This is a genomic window from Nocardia sp. NBC_00565, from assembly GCF_036345915.1.
In the GTDB taxonomy this organism is placed as follows: domain Bacteria; phylum Actinomycetota; class Actinomycetes; order Mycobacteriales; family Mycobacteriaceae; genus Nocardia.
In genome coordinates this window covers 7,030,622-7,049,319 of sequence record NZ_CP107785.1, presented here as the reverse complement: position 1 = coordinate 7,049,319, position 18,698 = coordinate 7,030,622, and the positions used below count along the sequence as shown (strand labels likewise).

General features: G+C 66.3%; 16 protein-coding genes and 1 riboswitch. Of the genes, 11 read left to right on the top strand and 5 right to left on the bottom strand.

Going from position 1 to position 18,698, the window contains the following annotated elements; translation table 11 throughout:
* Window positions 1-93 precede the first annotated feature (93 nt).
* The gene (locus OG874_RS32460; protein ID WP_330250890.1) at window positions 94-591 is read left to right on the top strand and encodes a DUF456 domain-containing protein; all 498 of its coding nucleotides are present in this window, start codon (window positions 94-96) and stop codon (window positions 589-591) included.
* A gap of 2 nt (window positions 592-593) precedes the next feature.
* On the opposite strand, the gene OG874_RS32455 is transcribed toward OG874_RS32460, so the two are convergent.
* Both OG874_RS32455 and OG874_RS32450 read right to left on the bottom strand, forming a co-directional pair.
* Complete coding sequence (locus OG874_RS32455) at window positions 594-1,460, bottom strand: amidohydrolase family protein (protein WP_330250889.1); 867 nt, start codon at window positions 1,458-1,460, stop codon at window positions 594-596.
* Window positions 1,461-1,580: 120 nt separating this feature from the next.
* Window positions 1,581-3,044, bottom strand: a complete 1,464-nt coding sequence (locus OG874_RS32450; RefSeq protein WP_330250888.1) for an FAD-dependent oxidoreductase — start codon at window positions 3,042-3,044, stop codon at window positions 1,581-1,583.
* A gap of 358 nt (window positions 3,045-3,402) precedes the next feature.
* Between OG874_RS32450 and OG874_RS32445 the strand changes: the two genes are divergently transcribed.
* The 7 genes from OG874_RS32445 to OG874_RS32415 all read left to right on the top strand — a co-directional run bounded on the left by OG874_RS32445 (window position 3,403) and on the right by OG874_RS32415 (window position 9,205).
* Window positions 3,403-3,858, top strand: coding sequence for an Rv0361 family membrane protein (locus OG874_RS32445; RefSeq protein WP_330250887.1), 456 nt, complete (start codon window positions 3,403-3,405; stop codon window positions 3,856-3,858).
* Window positions 3,859-3,921: 63 nt separating this feature from the next.
* Window positions 3,922-4,038, top strand: a riboswitch (SAM riboswitch).
* Window positions 4,039-4,052: 14 nt separating this feature from the next.
* Window positions 4,053-4,469 (top strand): rhodanese-like domain-containing protein, encoded by a 417-nt coding sequence (locus tag OG874_RS32440; RefSeq protein ID WP_330250886.1) that lies wholly within the window; start codon window positions 4,053-4,055, stop codon window positions 4,467-4,469.
* Between the two features lie 136 nt (window positions 4,470-4,605).
* Window positions 4,606-5,820 carry an O-succinylhomoserine sulfhydrylase gene (locus tag OG874_RS32435; protein ID WP_330250885.1) on the top strand — a complete coding sequence of 405 codons (1,215 nt, stop codon included), beginning with the start codon at window positions 4,606-4,608 and terminating at the stop codon, window positions 5,818-5,820.
* Window positions 5,821-6,032: 212 nt separating this feature from the next.
* Window positions 6,033-7,121, top strand: coding sequence for an RNA-guided endonuclease InsQ/TnpB family protein (locus tag OG874_RS32430; protein ID WP_330250884.1), 1,089 nt, complete (start codon window positions 6,033-6,035; stop codon window positions 7,119-7,121).
* Between the two features lie 189 nt (window positions 7,122-7,310).
* Window positions 7,311-7,757 (top strand): RpiB/LacA/LacB family sugar-phosphate isomerase, encoded by a 447-nt coding sequence (locus OG874_RS32425; protein ID WP_330250883.1) that lies wholly within the window; start codon window positions 7,311-7,313, stop codon window positions 7,755-7,757.
* 253 nt (window positions 7,758-8,010) lie between these two features.
* Window positions 8,011-8,652 carry a DJ-1/PfpI family protein gene (locus tag OG874_RS32420; RefSeq protein ID WP_330250882.1) on the top strand — a complete coding sequence of 214 codons (642 nt, stop codon included), beginning with the start codon at window positions 8,011-8,013 and terminating at the stop codon, window positions 8,650-8,652.
* Between the two features lie 100 nt (window positions 8,653-8,752).
* Window positions 8,753-9,205 carry a MarR family winged helix-turn-helix transcriptional regulator gene (locus OG874_RS32415; RefSeq protein WP_330250881.1) on the top strand — a complete coding sequence of 151 codons (453 nt, stop codon included), beginning with the start codon at window positions 8,753-8,755 and terminating at the stop codon, window positions 9,203-9,205.
* A gap of 181 nt (window positions 9,206-9,386) precedes the next feature.
* Here the strand turns inward: OG874_RS32415 and OG874_RS32410 are convergent, their stop codons facing one another.
* Window positions 9,387-10,142 carry an HAD-IIA family hydrolase gene (locus tag OG874_RS32410; protein ID WP_442943448.1) on the bottom strand — a complete coding sequence of 252 codons (756 nt, stop codon included), beginning with the start codon at window positions 10,140-10,142 and terminating at the stop codon, window positions 9,387-9,389.
* Between the two features lie 306 nt (window positions 10,143-10,448).
* Between OG874_RS32410 and fgd the strand changes: the two genes are divergently transcribed.
* Entirely contained in the window at window positions 10,449-11,459 is a 1,011-nt protein-coding gene (fgd, locus tag OG874_RS32405) for a glucose-6-phosphate dehydrogenase (coenzyme-F420) (RefSeq protein WP_330250879.1), read from the top strand.
* A gap of 138 nt (window positions 11,460-11,597) precedes the next feature.
* On the opposite strand, the gene OG874_RS32400 is transcribed toward fgd, so the two are convergent.
* Window positions 11,598-12,104 carry a nitroreductase family deazaflavin-dependent oxidoreductase gene (locus tag OG874_RS32400; protein ID WP_330250878.1) on the bottom strand — a complete coding sequence of 169 codons (507 nt, stop codon included), beginning with the start codon at window positions 12,102-12,104 and terminating at the stop codon, window positions 11,598-11,600.
* Window positions 12,105-12,247: 143 nt separating this feature from the next.
* On the opposite strand from OG874_RS32400, the gene pta reads away from it, so the two are divergent.
* Both pta and OG874_RS32390 read left to right on the top strand, forming a co-directional pair.
* Complete coding sequence (gene pta, locus OG874_RS32395) at window positions 12,248-14,320, top strand: phosphate acetyltransferase (RefSeq protein ID WP_330250877.1); 2,073 nt, start codon at window positions 12,248-12,250, stop codon at window positions 14,318-14,320.
* A 206-nt stretch (window positions 14,321-14,526) separates the two neighbouring features.
* Window positions 14,527-15,741, top strand: a complete 1,215-nt coding sequence (locus OG874_RS32390; RefSeq protein WP_330250876.1) for an acetate kinase — start codon at window positions 14,527-14,529, stop codon at window positions 15,739-15,741.
* Between the two features lie 405 nt (window positions 15,742-16,146).
* On the opposite strand, the gene OG874_RS32385 is transcribed toward OG874_RS32390, so the two are convergent.
* The gene (locus tag OG874_RS32385) at window positions 16,147-18,696 is read right to left on the bottom strand and encodes a serine/threonine-protein kinase PknG (RefSeq protein ID WP_330250875.1); all 2,550 of its coding nucleotides are present in this window, start codon (window positions 18,694-18,696) and stop codon (window positions 16,147-16,149) included.
* Window positions 18,697-18,698 lie beyond the last annotated feature (2 nt).

Sequence of the window (18,698 nt, the reverse complement as noted above, 5' to 3'; positions counted from 1 at the left end):
CGCACGGTTCAGGCAAGATCTTTCGCCTACGCGTCGCCCGCTGGGGCAGCTGGCAATCTCGCGCACGGCGGCCGTCGACTATAGGCTTCACCAGTGGAAACGTACGCCCATCAGGGGTGGTTTTTAGTACTTGTCGGCCTGGTAATTCTGGTTGGGTTGGTCGGGATCATCGTTCCGATCCTGCCGGGGGTCATTCTGATCTTCGGGGCCATTGCGGTTTGGGCGTTCGCGACCGGGGGTGCGACTGCGTGGACGGTGTTCGGTGTCAGTACGGCGTTCTTGGTGCTGTCGGGGATCGTCAAGTACACCTGGCCGGGGCGAAAGATGAAGGACGCCGGGGTTTCCAACCGAGCGCTGTTCGTGGGCGCGGTGCTGGGCATCGTTGGTTTCTTCATCATCCCGGTGGTCGGGTTGATCGTGGGATTCGTTCTGGGCGTGTATCTTTCGGAGCTGCAGCGGCTTCGCGAGAACCAACCGGCTTGGCAGGCAACGGTGCACGCTGTCAAGGGTGTCGGCTTGTCGATGCTCATCGAGCTTTTCGGTGCGCTGCTGGCTACCGGTGTTTGGGTTATCGGCGCGATAGCGGCTTAGCTCTACTCGATGGCGGGGAACGGAATCGTATCCGCCGCTTCGAGTTTCGGAACCGCGTGCAGCGGCAGGGTTGGCTGTTCGGTGCGGTGGATAGGCAGCGTCGGGGCCGGATCCGTAGGGACTTCGCGCACGCGTGCGGGTAGCCGATAGAAGGCGCGCGCATTGTCTTCGAGCACCGCGAACATATCGGTGCCGACGACATCGCAGATCAGATCCACATCGGCATCCTCGAACGGCCGGCCCGCCCTGGTGCCGGGCAGGTCCGTGCCGAACATCAGCGCCTCGGGATTGACCGCGTGGATCCGGCGCAGCGTATCGGCCACGTTCATCTGCACCCGCCCGAATCCGGTCGCCTTGACCCGCGCCCCGCGATCCACCAGATCCAGCAGATAGCGCAGGCCCTCCTCGGACATGCCGAGATGGTCGATGGAGATCACCGGCAGCTTGGAGATCACCGGCTGCAGCGATTTGAGCATCGTCCCGTCGATATACACCTCGACATGCCAGCCGACGAGCTCGTGCGCGCGCAGCGCCTGCAGCGTCATCGTGGTGATATCCGCGGCCGCGCGCTTGAGGTTGAATCGCAGCGCCCGCACGCCGATCCGGTCGAGTTCGATAATCTCTTCGTCAGTGGCGTCGGGGTCTAGCGTGGTCACCCCGACCCAGCCGGGGCCGAGCTCGGCGAGGGCCGCCTTCAGGTACGTCTGATCGGTGCCTTGGAAGGAACCGCTGACCACGGCACCGCCGCCGACATCGAAGCGCGACATACGCTTTCGGTAATCGGCGATGGTGAACGGGTCGGGCAGGTAGCCCTGGTTCTCGGCCAGCGGGAACCGCGGGTCGAAGATGTGGAGATGGGCATCGAACACTTGTACAGAATGCCTCAGTAAAGGATTTTCCGCTGCCACAGACGCGACAGAATTTCCGCTGTCGCGGCGGTACCGGTTCGTCGACTGCGACAAGGGTGAGCCACCCCTGTCGAGATCGCGTTAGACCTTGTGCGGCTCACTGGCGCGCAGCATATCTTCGCGCTCGACGACCTTGACCCGCTCGCGGCCCTCCGGCTCGCCGAGAGCGCGCTCGTGCGCGTCGAGGCGGTACCAGCCCTGCCAGGTGGTGAACGGGATGCCCTTGCTCTCCAGGAACTCGGTGACCGCGTCCAGCTCCGGCTGCTCGGCCGGAGTGAAGTTCACACTGTCGTCCAGCAGGCAGGCCACGGTCTCGTTGGCGTCGCCCTTGGTGTGGCCGATGAGGCCGACCGGTCCGCGCTTGATCCAGCCGGTGACATAAGTGGCGGACAGGTAGCGGTCCGAACCGTCGGCGTCCTCGTCGGCGATGACGCGTCCGGCCTCGTTCGGGATGACGCCCGCCTGATCGTCGAACGGCAGGTGGGTGAGGTTCTGCGACAGGTAGCCGACGGCGCGGTAGACGGCCTGGACGTCCCAGTCCTTGAGGACACCGGTGCCCTTGACGTTGCCGGTGCCGTCGAGCTGGGTGCGCTCGGTGCGCAGGCCGACGACCTTGCCGTCCTCGCCCAGGATCTCGGCGGGGGATTCGAAGAAGTGCAGGAACAGCTTGTGCGGGCGGTTGCCGACGTCGCGGATGGCCCACTGCTCCAGGGTGTTCGAGATCATGTCGACCTGCTTGGAGTGCCGACGGGCGGCCTCGGAGCCCTCGTCGTAGTCGATATCTTCGGGATCGACGATGACCTCGATGGTCGGGGAGTGGTCGAGTTCGCGTAGCTCGAGCGGGGTGAACTTGGCCTGCGCGGGGCCGCGACGGCCGAAGACGTGCACCTCGAGCGCCTTATTGGCCTTCAGTCCGTTGTAGACGTTCGGCGGGATCTCGGTCGGCAGCAGTTCATCGCCGGTCTTGGCGAGTACCCGCGCGACGTCGAGTGCGACGTTGCCGACACCGAGGACGGCGACCTTCTCGGCCTCCAGCGGCCAGGTGCGCGGCACGTCCGGGTGTCCGTCGTACCAGGACACGAAGTCGGCGGCGCCGTAGCTGCCGTCCAGGCCGATGCCAGGGATCTCCAGCGCGCGGTCGGCGTTGGCGCCGGTGGAGAAGATGATCGCGTCATAGAAGGTGCGCAGGTCGTCGAGGGTGATGTCGGTGCCGTAGTCGATATTGCCGAGCAGGCGCACCTGCGGCTTGTCGAGCACCTTGTGCAGGGCGGTGATGATGCCCTTGATGCGCGGATGGTCCGGCGCGACGCCGTAGCGGATGAGCCCGAACGGCGCGGGCATGCGCTCGTACAGGTCGATGCTCACCTCGGCATCGGACTTCATCAACGCGTCGGCGGCGTAGATACCGGCCGGTCCCGCGCCTACGATCGCGATGCGAAGCGGACGAGTCCCCGCGGTGTTCGCTTCAGGCCCGGAGGCGGCAGCCTGCGTAACCACGGAGGGCCCGCGAATACCGCTTATCGACTCAGCACTCTGTTCGGTCATCTTTACGCGCACCCTTATGGTCGAAACAATTAATGGCGTCAGTCTTAGCTTAGGCTAACTTTGACGCACCCTTTGGTTGCACCTGACGATGCGACAGGCGGCTCGCGGCTACACAGTCGCTACGACGGTGAGCTGTCATTCGGCTATGACAGCAGGCCGCAGTCCCGCGATTCTATCGGTGGCGCGCGGTGCGCCGTGCGGGCGGTGCGTGAACCGGATGGTTGCCGCCCCGGCTCACTTACCGGAGTACCCGCTCGCCCGATGACTAACGGATCATCGCGCCGCCGATGCCGGGTTCGGTCGCGCACGGTCGGGGGGCGACTGTCGGATATCGCCGTCCACCAGGGATGATCGACCCATGACAGAGCAGCAGGGCATCGACGACGAACCGGCAATCGAGGTCGACCAGACCGATCGCCGCTCCGTCGCGCCGTTCGTCGCGGCGGCAGTCTTCGCGGCCGTCGTCCTCATCGCGATCGTGCTCGGTGCGGTGCTCTCGCCCGCTGAGAAAAATGTCACAGAATCGGACAAGATCACGGCCGCGGTGCAGCGCTACGCGGAGGCCAGGGCCGCCACCGACAGCACGCCGCCACCCGCGGTTGCCTGTCAAGGATTCGACGAGAGCAAATCGCCGCTGGCCGCCCAGTTCGGTGGTGCGGCGGCCGGAAAGTCGATCAAGGTCACCAAGATTGAGAACGCCATGGTCGATGGTGATAGGGCGAAGGCGGACGTGACCATCGCGGTCGAGGGCCGTGAGACGCCGGCGACGTGGAATTTGGTTCGCTCCGGCGACCGCTGGATCGTCTGCAAGTGATTACCGGCGCGGCGCGAACTGGGGTTTGACATGGTGGCACCTGCCCAGGCAATCTCGGACTCAGGTCATGAGAACCAGCGTCAAGCCCCGGCTAGCTGGTCGGCAACCCTCCTCCGCGGTGGGGTGCTCCGGGTGACGACCTGGCCGCGCACCGAAACCCAGGTGCGGCAAGCGTGGATTCACAGGAGGATCGCATGAGTTATGCCGGTGACATCACCCCACAGCAGGCGTGGGAGTTGTTGCGGGACAATCCCGAAGCCGTGTTGGTCGATGTGCGCACCGAAGCCGAGTGGCGCTTCGTCGGCGTCCCGGACACCAGTTCGATCGAGCGGCCGACGGTGCTGATCGAATGGGTCGACAGCAGCGGCGCCCGCAACGGTGAGTTCGTCGAGCAGCTGACCAGTGCGCTCGAGGGGCGCAATCCGGAGGCGCCTGTCGTCTTCCTGTGTCGGTCCGGGCAGCGCTCGATCGGTGCCGCCGTGGCGGCGACCAATACCGGGATCGCACCGTCGTACAACGTGCTGGAGGGCTTCGAGGGGCCGATCGACGAGTCCGGGCATCGCGGCGGCTCCGGCTGGCGTGCGCTGGGATTGCCGTGGCGGCAGTCATGAGCGTGTGCTGTGCCGCTAGCGACTGCTTGCAGGTCGCTCGAAACAACACCGCTAGCGACTGCTTGCAGGTCGCTCGAAACAACACCGCTAGCGACTGCTTGCAGGTCGCTCGAAACAACACCCCCGGGAGCCGGTCATGATCACCGGTGGTGCGTTCGACAAGCCGCTGCCCGAAGGTGTCGGGCCCGCGACGCTCGGTGTTCGAGGTGGCCTGCGCCGCTCCGGATTCGAGGAGACCGCGGAGGCGTTGTACCTGTCCTCCGGGTTCGTCTACGAGAGCGCCGAGGCGGCCGAGGCCGCGTTCACCGGTGATATCGAGCATTTCGTCTACTCCCGCTACGGCAACCCGACGGTGGCCATGTTCGAGGAGCGGCTGCGCCTGATCGACGGCGCCGAAGCATGTTTCGCGACCGCGAGCGGCATGGCGGCCGTATTCACCGCGCTCGGTGCGCTTTTGGGCGCGGGCGATCGACTGGTGGCCGCGCGCAGCCTCTTCGGTTCCTGCTTCGTGGTGTGCAACGAGATCCTGCCGCGCTGGGGTGTGGAGACGGTCTTCGTCGACGGTGATGACCTGGACCAGTGGGAGCAGGCGCTGTCGGTGCCCACCCAGGCCGTGTTCTTCGAGACGCCGGCGAACCCCATGCAGACGCTGGTCGATGTGCGCCGGGTGACCGAACTCGCCCATGCCGCGGGCGCGAAGGTGGTGCTGGACAACGTCTTTGCCACTCCACTGCTGCAGCGTGGTTTCGAACTCGGCGCGGATGTGCTCGTGTATTCCGGCACCAAGCACATCGACGGTCAGGGCCGAGTGCTCGGCGGCGCGATTCTCGGACCGCACGACTACATCGACGGTCCGGTGAAAAACCTTATGCGCCATACCGGTCCGGCGTTGAGCCCGTTCAATGCGTGGACCCTGCTCAAGGGGTTGGAGACCATGCCGCTGCGCGTGCGCCATTCGACCGAATCCGCGCTGCGCATCGCGAAGTTCCTGGAGGACAACAAGTCCGTCTCGTGGGTGCGCTACCCCTACCTGGGGTCGCATCCGCAGCACGAACTGGCGACCAGCCAGATGAGCGGCGGCGGCACCGTGGTCACCTTCGAGCTGAACGCCCCCGCGCACGAGGCGAAGAAGCGCGCCTTCGAGGTGCTCAACCGGTTGCGCATCATCGACATCTCCAACAATCTCGGTGATTCCAAAACCCTCATCACCCACCCCGCTACCACCACCCACCGGGCCATGGGTCCCGAGGGCCGTGCCACCATCGGCCTGTCCGACGGTGTCGTCCGTATCTCGGTGGGCCTGGAAGATGTCGAGGACATCCTCGGCGACCTCGACAACGCGCTGAGCTAGCGGGTTCCAACGGGACGCGGCCGCGTCATCAGATGTTTGGCGCGGAGACTCTCTCGTTCGCGAGGGTGTGGAAGCGCCGTCCTCCTAATCGAGGTTGTCGGTCGGGGTGATGTGTCGGTGGTGTCGGATAGGTTGTCGGCCATGGAGGAGGTGATGCGGTACAGCTATCGGCTGCGGCCGGGCCGGGCCGCGCAGTCGGCTTTGCTGGCCGAGTGGCATCGCTGCCGGTTTTGTGGAATGAGGCTGTCCACCAGCAGAAGTCGGGCGGCAGGCCGACGTTCGGCGCATTGAGCAAGCTGTTGACCGCTGCCCGCGGGGGGAGCGTGTGGTTGCGGGAGGGTTCGCAGGTCGCCCAGCAGCAGACGCTGCGAACGTATGCGCAGGCGCTTGCTCAGTCGTTCACCGTCAAGGGGCGGGGTCGGCCGGTGTTCAAGCCCCGTAAGACGACCGAGCTGTCGCTGGAGTACACCCAGCGTGGGTTCAGCCTCCGCGATGGGCGCCTCGTGCTGGCCAAAGGGGTGAGCATTCCGGTGGTGTGGTCGCGTGAGTTGCCGTCCGCACCGACCAGTGTGCGTGTTTTCCGGGATTCGCTCGGGCACTGGTATGCCTCGTTCATCGTGCGCCGCACCGTGGATCCCGCACCCGTGGCCGAGAGCGCCATCGGGATCGACTGGGGTGTGTGCGTCACGGCCACGGCCACTGATCCGTCGTTCGATTTGCCCTATCGCGGGCATCGTGCCCGTTGTGCCGCCGAGTTGGCGCGGTCGCAACGCAAGATGGCTCGACGTCGCCGTGGCAAGCGCGGCCCGCAGTCGAAGGGGTATCAGCGGGCCGCGTGTGAGGCCACCAAGCTGCACAAGAAAGCCGCCCGCCAAACCCAGCATGATTCGCGGGTGTGGGCGAAAAGCGTTGTCGACCATCATGGTTTGATTGCGGTGGAGGACTTTACGCCGAAGTTTCTTGCCAAATCCACGATGGCCCGCAAGGCCGCCGACGCAGCCATCGGTGCGGCGAAGCGGGAGTTGATCGAGCGTGGCGTGCGGGCTGGCCGGAGGGTGGTGTTGGTGCGGCCCGCTTATACGACGATGACGTGTTCGAGGTGTTTCGCGAGAGCCAAGCAGCAACTCGAACTCGCCGAACGAATCTTCCGTTGCTGGGCATGTGGGTTTACTGCCTGTCAGGATCGGAACGCCGCCAGGGTGATTCTGGCTGTGGCAGAGCGCGGCCACACACGTGTTGACGACGTCAGACAATTCGATCACCTCCCTCGGGTGGCTGGTGGGGTTGCGGTCCGAGCGTGAAATCTCCCGTCTTCAAGCGGGAGAAGCGTTAAGTGCCCGCGTCCCGTTCGTACGTACTTGTGCGGTAGCCCGCGTCGATGGACGCCGATTCGCTGTCGCGTAGGGCGAACCTGATCGGCCGTCTGCGGGCGGCTGCTTTGTGCGGTGATTTTCATCGTTGCGTGGCGACTGCCTCACTACGCTTGGAGTATGCGAATTGCGGTGGCGGCGGATGAGCGGGTGGGGGTGGCCGAGGAGCTGGTTGTCGAGCTCGAGCGGCGGGGATTCGAGACGGTGGTACACGGGGCGCTGTCGGATACCGAGCGCGACGATTGGGCGTGGGCCAGTGCGGCGGCGGCGCGCGATGTGGCCGAGGGGCGGGCCGAGCAGGCGGTCGTGTGCTGTTGGACCGGGACCGGGGCGTCGATTGCGGCGAACAAGGTCGCGGGGATCAGGGCCGCGCTGTGTGGTGATGCTGTCACCGCGGCCGGTGCGCGCAAGTGGAATGACGCGAATGTCCTTGCGCTGAGCCTGCGTTCAACCTCCCGTGCGGAGCTGACCGAAATCCTGGATGCCTGGTTCGGCGGCGAGCCGAGCGACGATCCGGTGGATCACGCCAATATCGCGCACTTGGCGAAGATCGAGCGCGGTCACTGAGCGTTCCCCGATTGCGCTGCCCCACGTCGGCGTCCTAGTGATGATCGACGACCCCGGCGACTCCTGCGGCGTAGTCCGTCATGTCCCATATCGGCATGGAGCCGCTCTGGCACGTGTGCACCGTCAATCCATGGCGTGCGGGGAGCAGGCGACTTGCTCCTGGCTCGAGTTGCCCCGCGTCGACCCGAGGTGGGGGAAGGGCGCTGGCGACAACGCATTGACAGTATGCTGTCAAATGTGACAGCATACTGTCATGCCTACGAAAATCGTTCACATGGCCGTCTATGACACGCTCGCGGACTGGGAGGTCGGCGCCGCGACCGCGCACATCAACAATCCGCGCTGGCAGGTCGCACCGGGGACGTTCCGGGTGCGGACTGTCGGGCTGACGAAGGATCCGATCACCACAATGGCGGGGGTGCGCATCGTGCCGGATGTGGCGCTCGCGGATCTCGGCCCGGCCGACAGCGCGATGTTGATCCTGCCCGGGGCCGATCTGTGGGGCGGTGACGATTTGGTGCCGTTCGCGCACAAGGCGCGCGAGCTCGTCGACGCGGGTGTGCCGGTCGCCGGGATCTGCGGTGCCACCTTGGGTTTGGCGAAGGAGGGGCTGCTCGACAACCGGGCGCACACCAGCAACGCCGCGGAAGTTCTTCAGTACAGCGGATATTCGGGTACCGCTCACTATGTAGCCGCACCAGCGGTCACCGGCGACAACGTGATCACCGCCGCCGCGATGGCGCCCTTCGAGTTCGCGCGCGAGGTGCTCGGTCTGCTCGGCGTCTACGAGCCGCGCATCCTCGAGGCCTGGTACCGGCTCTACGGGCACAGCGATCCGACGGGCTACGCGAAGCTCGCCGAGTACGAGGCGCGGATGGCCGGCGCCGTACGGTAAGAGGAAAATCCTCTGGCGATCCGGTCGAGCGGCCGGGTCGCCGCGATCGGCACGGAGGAGCTGGCATGACCCGCAGGCGGGCCCGATATGAGGCCGCGGTATGAGCGATACGCCCGAACAGGAGCTCTTCAGTGCGGTGGCGATCACCTCGTTCCGGCTGAACGGTCAATTCCTGGCCATCGCGGAGGAATTGGCCGCTCCGGCGGGGGTGACCGCGGCATGGTGGCAGGTGCTCGGCGCGGTGTTGCGCGAGCCGCTGCCGGTGTCCGGGATCGCCCGCGCGATGGGCATCACCCGCCAGAGCGTGCAGCGCATCGCGGACCTGTTGGTGGACAAGGGACTTGCCGAGTACCGGCCGAATCCAGCGCATCGACGCGCGAAACTGGTCGCCGTCACCGATGCGGGGCGCGAGGCGATCAAACGCATCAACCCGCAGCATGCGGTCCTCGCGAAACGTCTCGCCGACGAACTCGGGCCGGAGCAGTTCGCCCTGACCGTCCAGGTCATGGTCCGACTCTCCGACGCCCTGGACACCATTACCGACGAAACCTGATCTCCAGTGGCGGTTCCATGCCGCAGTCAGCCCGCCGTGGTCAGTGCGTCCGTGATCGGACAACTGGGCGCGCTCGCCGCCCAACACGATCGCGCACAACCGCAACCCGCACGACAGTCGCAGCCTGGTGGTCGCCCGCACGGGGTGCGGATCCCGAAAGAGTGTGACTGTCGCGGTCTGGTCAGTCGAAAGGCTTGTCGGTTCGGCCGACCAAGTCGGCAACCGAGTCGACCACCAGTGTTGGGCGGTAGGGGAATTGCTCCACCGAGTCGCGGGTGGAGATGCCGGTGGTGACCAGGATCGTCCGCATGCCCGCCTCGAGGCCGGAGACGATATCGGTGTCCATCCGGTCGCCGATCATCACGGTCGATTGCGAATGTGCGCCGATGCGGCGCAGGGCCGAGCGCATCATCAGCGGATTCGGCTTACCGACGTAGTACGGCTCCTTGCCGGTGGCGCGGGTGATCAGGGCGGCGACCGAGCCGGTCGCGGGCAGCAGCCCCTCGCGGGACGGGCCGGTCGCGTCCGGGTTGGTGGCGATGAACCGGGCGCCGCGATCGACCAGGCGGATCGCGGTGGTGATCGCCTCGAAGGAGTAGGTGCGGGTCTCGCCGAGCACCAAGTAGTCCGGATCGCTATCGGTCAGCACGTAGCCGATTTCGTGCAGTGCGGTAGTGAGACCGGATTCGCCGACCACGTAGGCGGTTCCGTTGGGGCGCTGGTCGTTGAGGAAGGTCGCGGTGGCCAGCGCGGAGGTCCAGATCGCCTCTTCCGGAATATCGAGTCCGGTGTGGCGCAGGCGGGCCTGCAGATCGCGCGGCGTGCGGATGGAATTGTTGGTGAGTACCAGGAACGGGATCTCATTGATGCGCAGCTCCGCCAGGAACTTGTCGGCGCCGGGCACCAGATGGTCCTCGTGCACCAGCACACCATCCATATCGGTGAGGTAGGACAGGATCGGTTCGTTATCGGCGGTCACGAGGCAAGTGTCCGCTATTCGCGCATTCCGGGTGTGGATACCCGCGTCGATGCGACCCTCCACACATCGTGATCTGGCGCTGACTATGGTCGGGGGGAGGCCGTGTGAGAACCGATCGCGCAGCGCTCGTGTGGTCGATCAGGGCTCGGGAACTCTCGTGCCGCGCTATCGGTTGCACGCAGATGCGGTCGCGGAACTCATGCGACCGACGGTGTGCGGAACCTCCCGCACGGACCGTTGAGCGAAGTGACAGGAGTGGCGCACATGGGTGATCTCAAACTCGGATACAAGGCGTCGGCAGAGCAGTTCGGCCCACGTGAGTTGGTGGAAATCGCGGTATCGGCCGAGGAACACGGCCTCGACAGCGCGACGGTGAGCGACCATTTCCAGCCGTGGCGGCACAAGGGCGGGCATGCGCCGTTCTCGCTGGCCTGGATGGCCGCGGTCGGCGAGCGCACCAAGCGCATCCAGCTCGGCACCTCGGTGCTGACCCCGACCTTCCGCTACAACCCCGCGGTGATCGCGCAGGCCTTCGCGACCATGGGTTGTCTGTACCCGGATCGGATCATGCTCGGTGTCGGCAGCGGTGAGGCGCTCAATGAGATCGCCACCGGCTACACCGGCGAATGGCCCGAATTCAAGGAGCGTTTCGCCCGATTGCGCGAATCGGTCGACCTGATGCGCGCCCTGTGGACCGGCGAGCGCACCGATTTCCAGGGCCAGTACTACAAGACCGTCGGCGCGTCGATCTACGACGTACCCAAGGGCGGCATCCCGATCTACATCGCCGCGGGTGGACCGTTGGTCGCACGCTATGCCGGACGTGCCGGTGACGGCTTCATCTGCACCTCCGGCAAGGGTATGGACCTCTACACCGAGAAGCTGATGCCCGCCGTCGCCGAGGGCGCCGCGAAGGCCGGCCGCGCGGTCGAGCAGATCGACCGGATGATCGAGATCAAGATCTCCTATGACACCGATCCCGAACTGGCACTGGAGAACACCCGGTTCTGGGCCCCGCTCTCGCTCACCGCGGAGCAGAAGCACTCCATCACCGATCCGATCGAAATGGAGGCCGCCGCCGACGCCCTCCCGATCGACCAGATCGCCAAGCGCTGGATCGTCGCCAGCGATCCCGACCAGGCCGTCGACCAGATCAAGCCCTACCTCGACGCCGGCCTGAACCACCTGGTCTTCCACGCCCCCGGCCACGACCAGACCCGCTTCCTCGACCTCTTCCAGCGCGACCTGGCTCCCCGCCTGCGGGCCCTGGGCTGACCCGTCGCCTCGGCGCGCCCAAACCGGGCGCGCCGAGAACACGCATCGAGATCCGCACCCCCACAAGGGGCGTGCAGCCCGATAAGGCTGTTGCGTTGGGCGTGAGCCAAGCGTCGGCTGTTCGGGTGATCCGCGCGGTTAAGCGCGGGTGAGGGCGAAGATGCGGAGGTCGCGGCTCGTGCGGGTGCGGTAGGTGCGGTAGGCGCTGGTGACCTCGACGAAGCGGGGGAAGAGTGCGTCCTTGTCGGCGGCTTCGACGAGGGTGGCTCGGACCGGGATACGTTCGCCCGCGATGGCGACGGTGGCCTCGGGATTCGCCAGCAGATTGTCGGTCCAGGCCGGATGCTTCTCCTGGCCGAAATTGCTGCCGATCACATACAGCGTGTCGCCGTCGTGCACATAGAGCAGCGGCTGGGTGCGTGGCTGGCCGGACTTGCGGCCGATGGTCGTCAGCAGGATGCACGGCGCGCCGATCGGGCCCATCACGGTGTACTTGGCGTTGGTCCGTTCCATCACGGCCCGATCCAGCGGAGTGATCTTGCGGATGAACCAGGAACCGGGCTTGGTCGAGGCGAACTTGGTTGCCGCGCGGGACAGTAGGCTGTCACGCGGACCCCACCGGCGTTCCGGAAACTGCTGAGACATGGCCCGGACTATAGCGGCCGATTCCGGCCTCGTCGGGGCTTCGCGGTGGTCCTCGGCGGATCCGGTGCGGCCGCCGAATATCGTGCGTGATCGCGGTCTCGCCCAGCAGTTGAGATAGCCGCCGGTTCACTAAGCTCTCGGATATGGCCGATTCCGCTCCATCCGCTGTGTACATCGCATCTCCGGAGGGTGACACCGGGAAATCGACGGTGGCGCTCGGGATGCTTCAGATGTTGTGCGCGACCACTGCGCGGGTCGGCGTTTTCCGGCCGATAACCCGTTCGACCACCGAGCCGGACTACATTCTGGAACTGCTGCTCGAGCACAGCACCGCCGATATCGACTACGCCCAGGCCATCGGCGTCACCTATGAGCAGGTGCACGCGGATCCGGACGCCGCGATCAGCGAGATCGTCATGCGCTTTCACGAGGTCGCGAAGTTGTGTGATGCGGTGGTGATCGTCGGCAGCGACTACACCGATGTGGCCAGCCCGAGCGAGTTGCGCTTCAACGCCCGGATCGCGGTGAACCTCGGCGCGCCCGTGCTGCTGGTGGTGCGCGGTTCGGGCCGCACGCCGGAGGAGGTCGAGCATCTCGCGGAGCTGTGCGCGCACGAGCTCTCGCTGGAGCACGCGCATCTGATGGCGATCATCGCCAACCGTTGCGATCCGGAGCAATTGGCGCAGGTCCGTTCGGCGCTCAAAGGTTTCGATGTGCCGTCCTGGACACTTCCCGAAGTGCGGCTGCTGATTTCGCCGACCATGGCCGAGTTGTGCACCGCGATCGGCGGCGAAATGTACAGCGGCGATGTGGAATTGCTGCGGCGCGAGGCGCTGCAGATCATGGTCGGCGGCATGACCGTCGAACATATTCTGGAGCGGCTGGTCGACGGCGTTGTCGTCATCGCGCCGGGCGATCGCTCCGATGTGCTGCTCAGCGTGGTGAACGCGCATGAGGCGGAAGGCTTTCCGTCACTGTCGGGCATCATCATGAATGGTGGCATGCAACCGCATCCGGCGATCGCCCGGCTGATGAGCGGCCTCAAGCCGAAGCTGCCGATCCTGACCACCGACCTGGGCACCTACGACACCGCGAGCGCCGCCTACCGCACCCGCGGCCGGATGTCGGCGGGCAGCCCGGCCAAGGTCGACACCGCACTGGCCTTGATGGAACAGCATGTCGACGCGTCGGAGTTGTTGCGGCGCATCGAGATTCCGGATACCTCGGTGGTGACGCCGCAGATGTTCGAATACCAGCTGATCGAGCGTGCCAGGGCCGACCGCAAGACCATCGTGCTGCCCGAGGGCGACGACGACCGCATCTTGCGCGCGGCCGGGCGGGTGCTGCAGCGCAAGATCGCGGACCTGGTGATCCTCGGCGACGAGACGTCGGTGCGCGCCCGTGCCGCGGAACTCGGCGTCGATATCTCGGCCGCGCGGGTGCTCGACCCGCGTACCTCGGGCTATCTGGACGAGTTCGCCGCGGCGTACACCGAAATGCGCAAGCACAAGGGCATGACCCTCGAGCGCGCCCGCGAAACCATGGCCGATATCTCGTATTTCGGCACCATGATGGTCTACCAGGGCATCGCCGACGGCATGGTTTCGGGTGCCGCGCACACCACCGCGCACACCATCCGGCCGTCCTTCGAGATCATCAAGACCGTGCCCGGCGTCGCCACCGTCTCCAGTGTGTTCCTCATGTGTCTGGCCGATCGGGTGCTCGCATACGGCGACTGCGCCGTCGTCCCCGATCCGACCTCGCAGCAGCTGGCCGATATCGCGCTCTCGTCCGCGCACACCGCGGCCCGCTTCGGCATCGAACCGCGCGTGGCGATGCTGTCCTACTCGACCGGCGAATCCGGCAGCGGCGTCGATGTGGACAAGGTGCGGGTCGCGACCAAGCTGGTCCGCGAGCGTGCGCCGGAGCTGCTGGTGGAGGGGCCGATCCAGTACGACGCCGCGATCGAACCCACGGTCGCCAACACCAAACTGCCGGATTCCGAAGTGGCCGGGCGCGCGACGGTCTTCGTATTTCCCGACCTCAACACCGGTAACAACACCTACAAGGCGGTGCAGCGCAGCGCCGGTGCGATCGCGATCGGCCCGGTGCTGCAGGGGCTGCGCAAGCCGGTCAACGACTTGTCCCGTGGCGCGCTGGTCGCCGATATCGTCAATACGGTTGCCATTACCGCGATCCAGGCACAGGACGGCTGATGTGCGCGCTGTCGCGGGTGTACGGCACGCGCGTCGATGCCCGATCTCGCTGGCGTTCAGGTGTTTCGATCCAGCGTCAGTGTCTTGCGGCACACGCCGGACTTCCGGCGGAACAAGGGAACCGGATCCACGGTTGCTGACCGAGTGCGGGGAACGCACGCGAGGCAGGAGGTGCGGGCAGTGAGTGAGCGCAGCGAGGCGGAGTCATGAGCAATGCCGCTGATGACCTGGTGTTGGTGATCAACTCCGGCTCGTCGTCGATCAAATACCAGCTGGTGGATCCGGAGTCGGGTGTGATCGCCGCCTCCGGCATGGTCGATCGGATCGGCGAGGAGAACGCCGGGATCGAGCATCAGGCCGATGGCCGGACCGTCGAACATCGCGGGCCGATCGCCGATCACACGGCGGGCCTGCGTTTGGTCTTCCGGACGTTCGCCGAGACCGGCCACGATCTGGCTGCGGCGGGCCTGCGCGCGGTCGGGCACCGGGTGGTGCACGGCGGCGAGGTCTTCTACCGGCCGACGCTGATCGATGATGCCGTGGTCGCGGCGATCTGCGAACTGTCTTCGCTTGCGCCGCTGCACAATCCGGCGAATGTCGCGGGTATCGAGAGTGCCCGCGAACTGCTGCCCGGCGTACCGCAGGTGGCCGTCTTCGATACCGCGTTCTTCCATGGCCTGCCCGACGCCGCCAAGACCTACGCCATCGACGCGAAAGTCGCTGCCGCGCACGGTATCCGGAAGTACGGCTTCCACGGCACGTCACACGAATACGTCTCCGGCCGGGTCGCCGCGCTGCTCGATCGCGATCCCGCTGATCTGAATCAGATCGTCTTCCACCTGGGCAACGGTGCCTCCGCTTCGGCGATCCGCGGTGGGCATCCGATCGATACCACCATGGGGCTCACGCCGCTGGAGGGGTTGGTGATGGGTACCAGGGGCGGTGACCTCGATCCCGGGATCATCGCGCATCTGGTCCGCGCCGCGCATATGGACATCGACCAGATCGACGAGATGCTCAACCGCAACTCCGGACTCAAGGGCTTGTCCGGTGTCAACGACTTCCGCGAGTTGCAACGGCTGATCGAGGCGGGCGACCCCGCGGCTCGGCTGGCCTATGCGGTGTACATCCACCGGTTGCGCCGCTACCTCGGTGCGTACCTGATCGAGCTGGGCGGCGTCGATGCCATCACCTTCACCGCCGGTGTCGGCGAGAACAGTCCGCAGGTCCGTGCCGACGCGCTGGCCGAGCTGTCGCGCTTCGGTATCGAGGTCGATCCGGCCCGCAATACCGCCAAGGATCGCGCGGCCCGGTATATCTCCACGCCGGGCAGCGAGGTGGCCGTGCTGGTCGTGCCGACCAACGAGGAATTGGCGATCGCCCAGGCCGCACACCGCATTGTCGCTGGTCGAACGGCCTAGCTCGGCCGTCTGGGCAGGGCTCTAGAAAACCTCACGGAATCCTCACACTCGATCCGTCAGTATTGGTATCGGATCAGGTTCGCGCCGGACACCGAAACCCTGGGACCGGACCATCCGCCGCCATCGGGACCGCGATGCCCTCGCCCCGAGTTGTCCACTCCGGCTGCCCCCGGAGCGGGCGTGACACAGGCGGCAATCCGGGACTCTCGGTGATACCGACTGCTCCGCGACCTGGATCCGAGCCCGGCCGGTTTCCCTCCCGGCCGGGTTTTTTCTGCTCGGCCTTTCCTTTGCCCGGTCGCGGGGCGGTGCGGGAGTTTCGTCGCGGGCCGATGGTTCGGCGGTCGCTCGGATCTGGGCGTACCCGGTGCAGGTTCGTGCGAGATCCGTCGTCCGGCTTCGAATCTAGATCCAGGTCTTGGCGCGGATGGAGTTCGCCAGGTCGACCAGCGCGTAGCGGTGGTTGCGGCCCGGGGCGTTGCGGGCCAGGATTCGGAGCCCGGCTTCGGTGCCTGCGCGGAGGTCGCGTTCGGTGAAGGGGGCGCCGAAGAGGGTCGCCTCGGCGCTTCTGGGTGTATTGCCCGCTTGGAGCCAGGCCAGGGCGGCGCCGAGGACCAGCACGCGCATCTGGGTCGCGCGGCTTTCCCCGGCGGGTAGGCCGAGGACCCGGGAGGCCGAGATGTGCAGGGTGGATTCGGGGAGGTCGGCGATCGGGGCGGCGGTGAGCTGCTGCCAGACCGCGGTCATCCGGGCGGTGGTGTAGTGCCGGGAGGCGGCGGGTACCTCCTCGAGCGCGCGTACCGCCTCGTCGACCCGGCCCACCGCGGCCAGCTGTCTGGCCAGGCCGAAGGCGGCGCTCACCACCGCGCGATCGGTACGCCATACGGTGTTGTAGAACTTCTCCGCGTAGGACCGCCACTGCTCCGGATCATCGGAATCCCAGTGCTGCAGTACGAGTTCCGCGGTGGCCGCGAGCGCGAGCTTGGGCGCGATCTCGCCGGGCAGGACTCGAAGCACCGCGTCGAAACTGTCGTAGGCCTGCTCGTAATCCAATTCCAGCAGCTCGGCTTGGCCCAGGTACCAGTCGATGCGCCAGTCGTGATCGGCGGGCAGTTCCGATAGCAGGTGCCGCACTGCCGCCGATTCGCCGAGTTCCAGCCGCAGCCGGGCCTCGGCCAGGGTCAGCTCCAAACCCATTGTCTCCGGGGCATTCTCGGGGTCGTCCGCGGCGCGCTCGCGGGCTTCATGCAAGGCGGCGAGCCCTTCTTGCGGCTCCGGATGCACGGTGGCCGCGAGCAGCGGTGCGGACGGGTCCGTCGGGTCGATGAGCGGACCCGGCAGCGCCGCGGCCACTTCGCGGACCCGCAGCAGTGTGCTCCTGGCGACACCGTCGGCGTAGGCGTCGGTCTGGCTGATCAACTCCTCGGTGCCGAAACTGCCGCGCTGTGGACTGAACACTGTGGACAGCTGTGGATGTTCGGCACCGGTCTCCAAGGCCAGGATCTCGCGCAGCACCCCGGCCAGCTGGGCGGACATGCCGCGAGCGGAGGGGAAGCGGCGCGCCGGATCCAGATCGGTCGCACACAACAGCACGCGATGGAAGAACTCGTAACGCTCGAGCACCGGATGGTCGGCGGGATCCGGAATACCGTCGAGGTAGCGGCCCTGCTCCATCGGCATGCTCAGCGTCAGCACCGCCAGCGTCCGCCCGACGGTGTAGATGTCCGAAGCCACCGTCGGTCCGGTCCTGGCGATCTCCGATGCTTGGAAACCCCTGGTGCCATACAGGTTTCCGTAGGCCTCGATGGCAGTGACCGCGCCGAGGTCGATCAGCTTGACCTGGTCCTCAGTGACCATGATGTTGTCGGGCTTGAGGTCGTTATAGGCCAACCCGATCGAATGCAGGTACTCCAGCGCGGGCAGGATCTCCAGCAGATACGCGATCGCCTCGGTGACCGGCATCCGCTCCGGTCGCTGGTAGGTGTCGAGAATATCGCGCAGCGACCGGCCGCCGACGTACTCCATGACGATGTAGCCGATCGACTCGCCGTCCGGGCCGGTGTGCTCGACGAAGTTGTGGATCTTGACGATGCTGGGATGGGCCACCTCGGCCAGGAATTGGCGTTCGGCGACGGCCACCGCCTGCGCCTCGGCGTCGCCCGCGTGCAGCAGACCCTTCAACACCACCCAGCGATCGCTGACATTGCGGTCGATCGCGAGATAGATCCAGCCGAGCCCGCCGTGCGCGATACAGCCCTGGACCTCGTATTGGCTCGACACGATATCGCCCTCGTGTAGTGAAGGGCGGAAATCGTATGGTGCGCCGCAGGTTTCGCAGGTGCCCGCGGTTGTCGGAGGCCGCGTCGCGGTGGCCCGGCCGACCGGACTGCCGCAGCGCCAACAGAAGCGCCGGCCTTCGGAGACAACGGGATCGGCGAGCACCGCGACGCGCGGATCAGCGGGCGGGATGTTCGGAATGGTCACCAGTCCGGCGCCGAGCCGTCGCGTCGTCGGCCGCGAGCGCGCCGTGCGCACGCTGCGGCCGGAGGTGCGCACGGTCGCGGCGGAGGTCGGCTCCGGGGGCCCATGCCGTGCGCCAACGGTGAATTCGACGGGCATATCGTCGCGGCGAACGGTTTCGTCGGAGGTGGGTTGGAGACGAACCTGCTCGTCGGAAGTGTCTCCGGCACGGGCATCCTTGTCGGAGGTATCCCCGGTGCCGGAAGTGTCTCCGGGACGCGAGGATCCGCCGGAGGCGGCCTCGGGTCCAATGTCCGGAGTCCACCTGATGGTTTCGATCGCGGCGGAGCCCGGTTCACCGATATTCGTCGTGCCGAGCCCGAAAAACTCGGTCGCCCTGGTGCTCTCGCCGAATTCCTCGATCTGCTCGGCGGGTTTCTTCGGCTCGATCGAATCCTTGGGGCCTCCGGCGGTGGCATCGTGCGGGGATGTCATCG

What these genes read in the sequence shown, in the direction of transcription:
- OG874_RS32410 (WP_442943448.1), bottom strand. Translation starts at nt 10,142, where the DNA reads ATGGATGGTGTGCTGGTGCACGAGGACCATCTGGTGCCCGGCGCCGAC.
- OG874_RS32390 (WP_330250876.1), top strand. Translation starts at nt 14,527, where the DNA reads ATGAGCAATGCCGCTGATGACCTGGTGTTGGTGATCAACTCCGGCTCG.
- OG874_RS32435 (WP_330250885.1), top strand. Translation starts at nt 4,606, where the DNA reads ATGATCACCGGTGGTGCGTTCGACAAGCCGCTGCCCGAAGGTGTCGGG.
- OG874_RS32415 (WP_330250881.1), top strand. Translation starts at nt 8,753, where the DNA reads ATGAGCGATACGCCCGAACAGGAGCTCTTCAGTGCGGTGGCGATCACC.
- OG874_RS32450 (WP_330250888.1), bottom strand. Translation starts at nt 3,044, where the DNA reads ATGACCGAACAGAGTGCTGAGTCGATAAGCGGTATTCGCGGGCCCTCC.
- OG874_RS32420 (WP_330250882.1), top strand. Translation starts at nt 8,011, where the DNA reads ATGCCTACGAAAATCGTTCACATGGCCGTCTATGACACGCTCGCGGAC.
- OG874_RS32385 (WP_330250875.1), bottom strand. Translation starts at nt 18,696, where the DNA reads ATGACATCCCCGCACGATGCCACCGCCGGAGGCCCCAAGGATTCGATC.
- fgd (WP_330250879.1), top strand. Translation starts at nt 10,449, where the DNA reads ATGGGTGATCTCAAACTCGGATACAAGGCGTCGGCAGAGCAGTTCGGC.
- OG874_RS32425 (WP_330250883.1), top strand. Translation starts at nt 7,311, where the DNA reads ATGCGAATTGCGGTGGCGGCGGATGAGCGGGTGGGGGTGGCCGAGGAG.
- OG874_RS32445 (WP_330250887.1), top strand. Translation starts at nt 3,403, where the DNA reads ATGACAGAGCAGCAGGGCATCGACGACGAACCGGCAATCGAGGTCGAC.
- pta (WP_330250877.1), top strand. Translation starts at nt 12,248, where the DNA reads ATGGCCGATTCCGCTCCATCCGCTGTGTACATCGCATCTCCGGAGGGT.
- OG874_RS32440 (WP_330250886.1), top strand. Translation starts at nt 4,053, where the DNA reads ATGAGTTATGCCGGTGACATCACCCCACAGCAGGCGTGGGAGTTGTTG.
- OG874_RS32400 (WP_330250878.1), bottom strand. Translation starts at nt 12,104, where the DNA reads ATGTCTCAGCAGTTTCCGGAACGCCGGTGGGGTCCGCGTGACAGCCTA.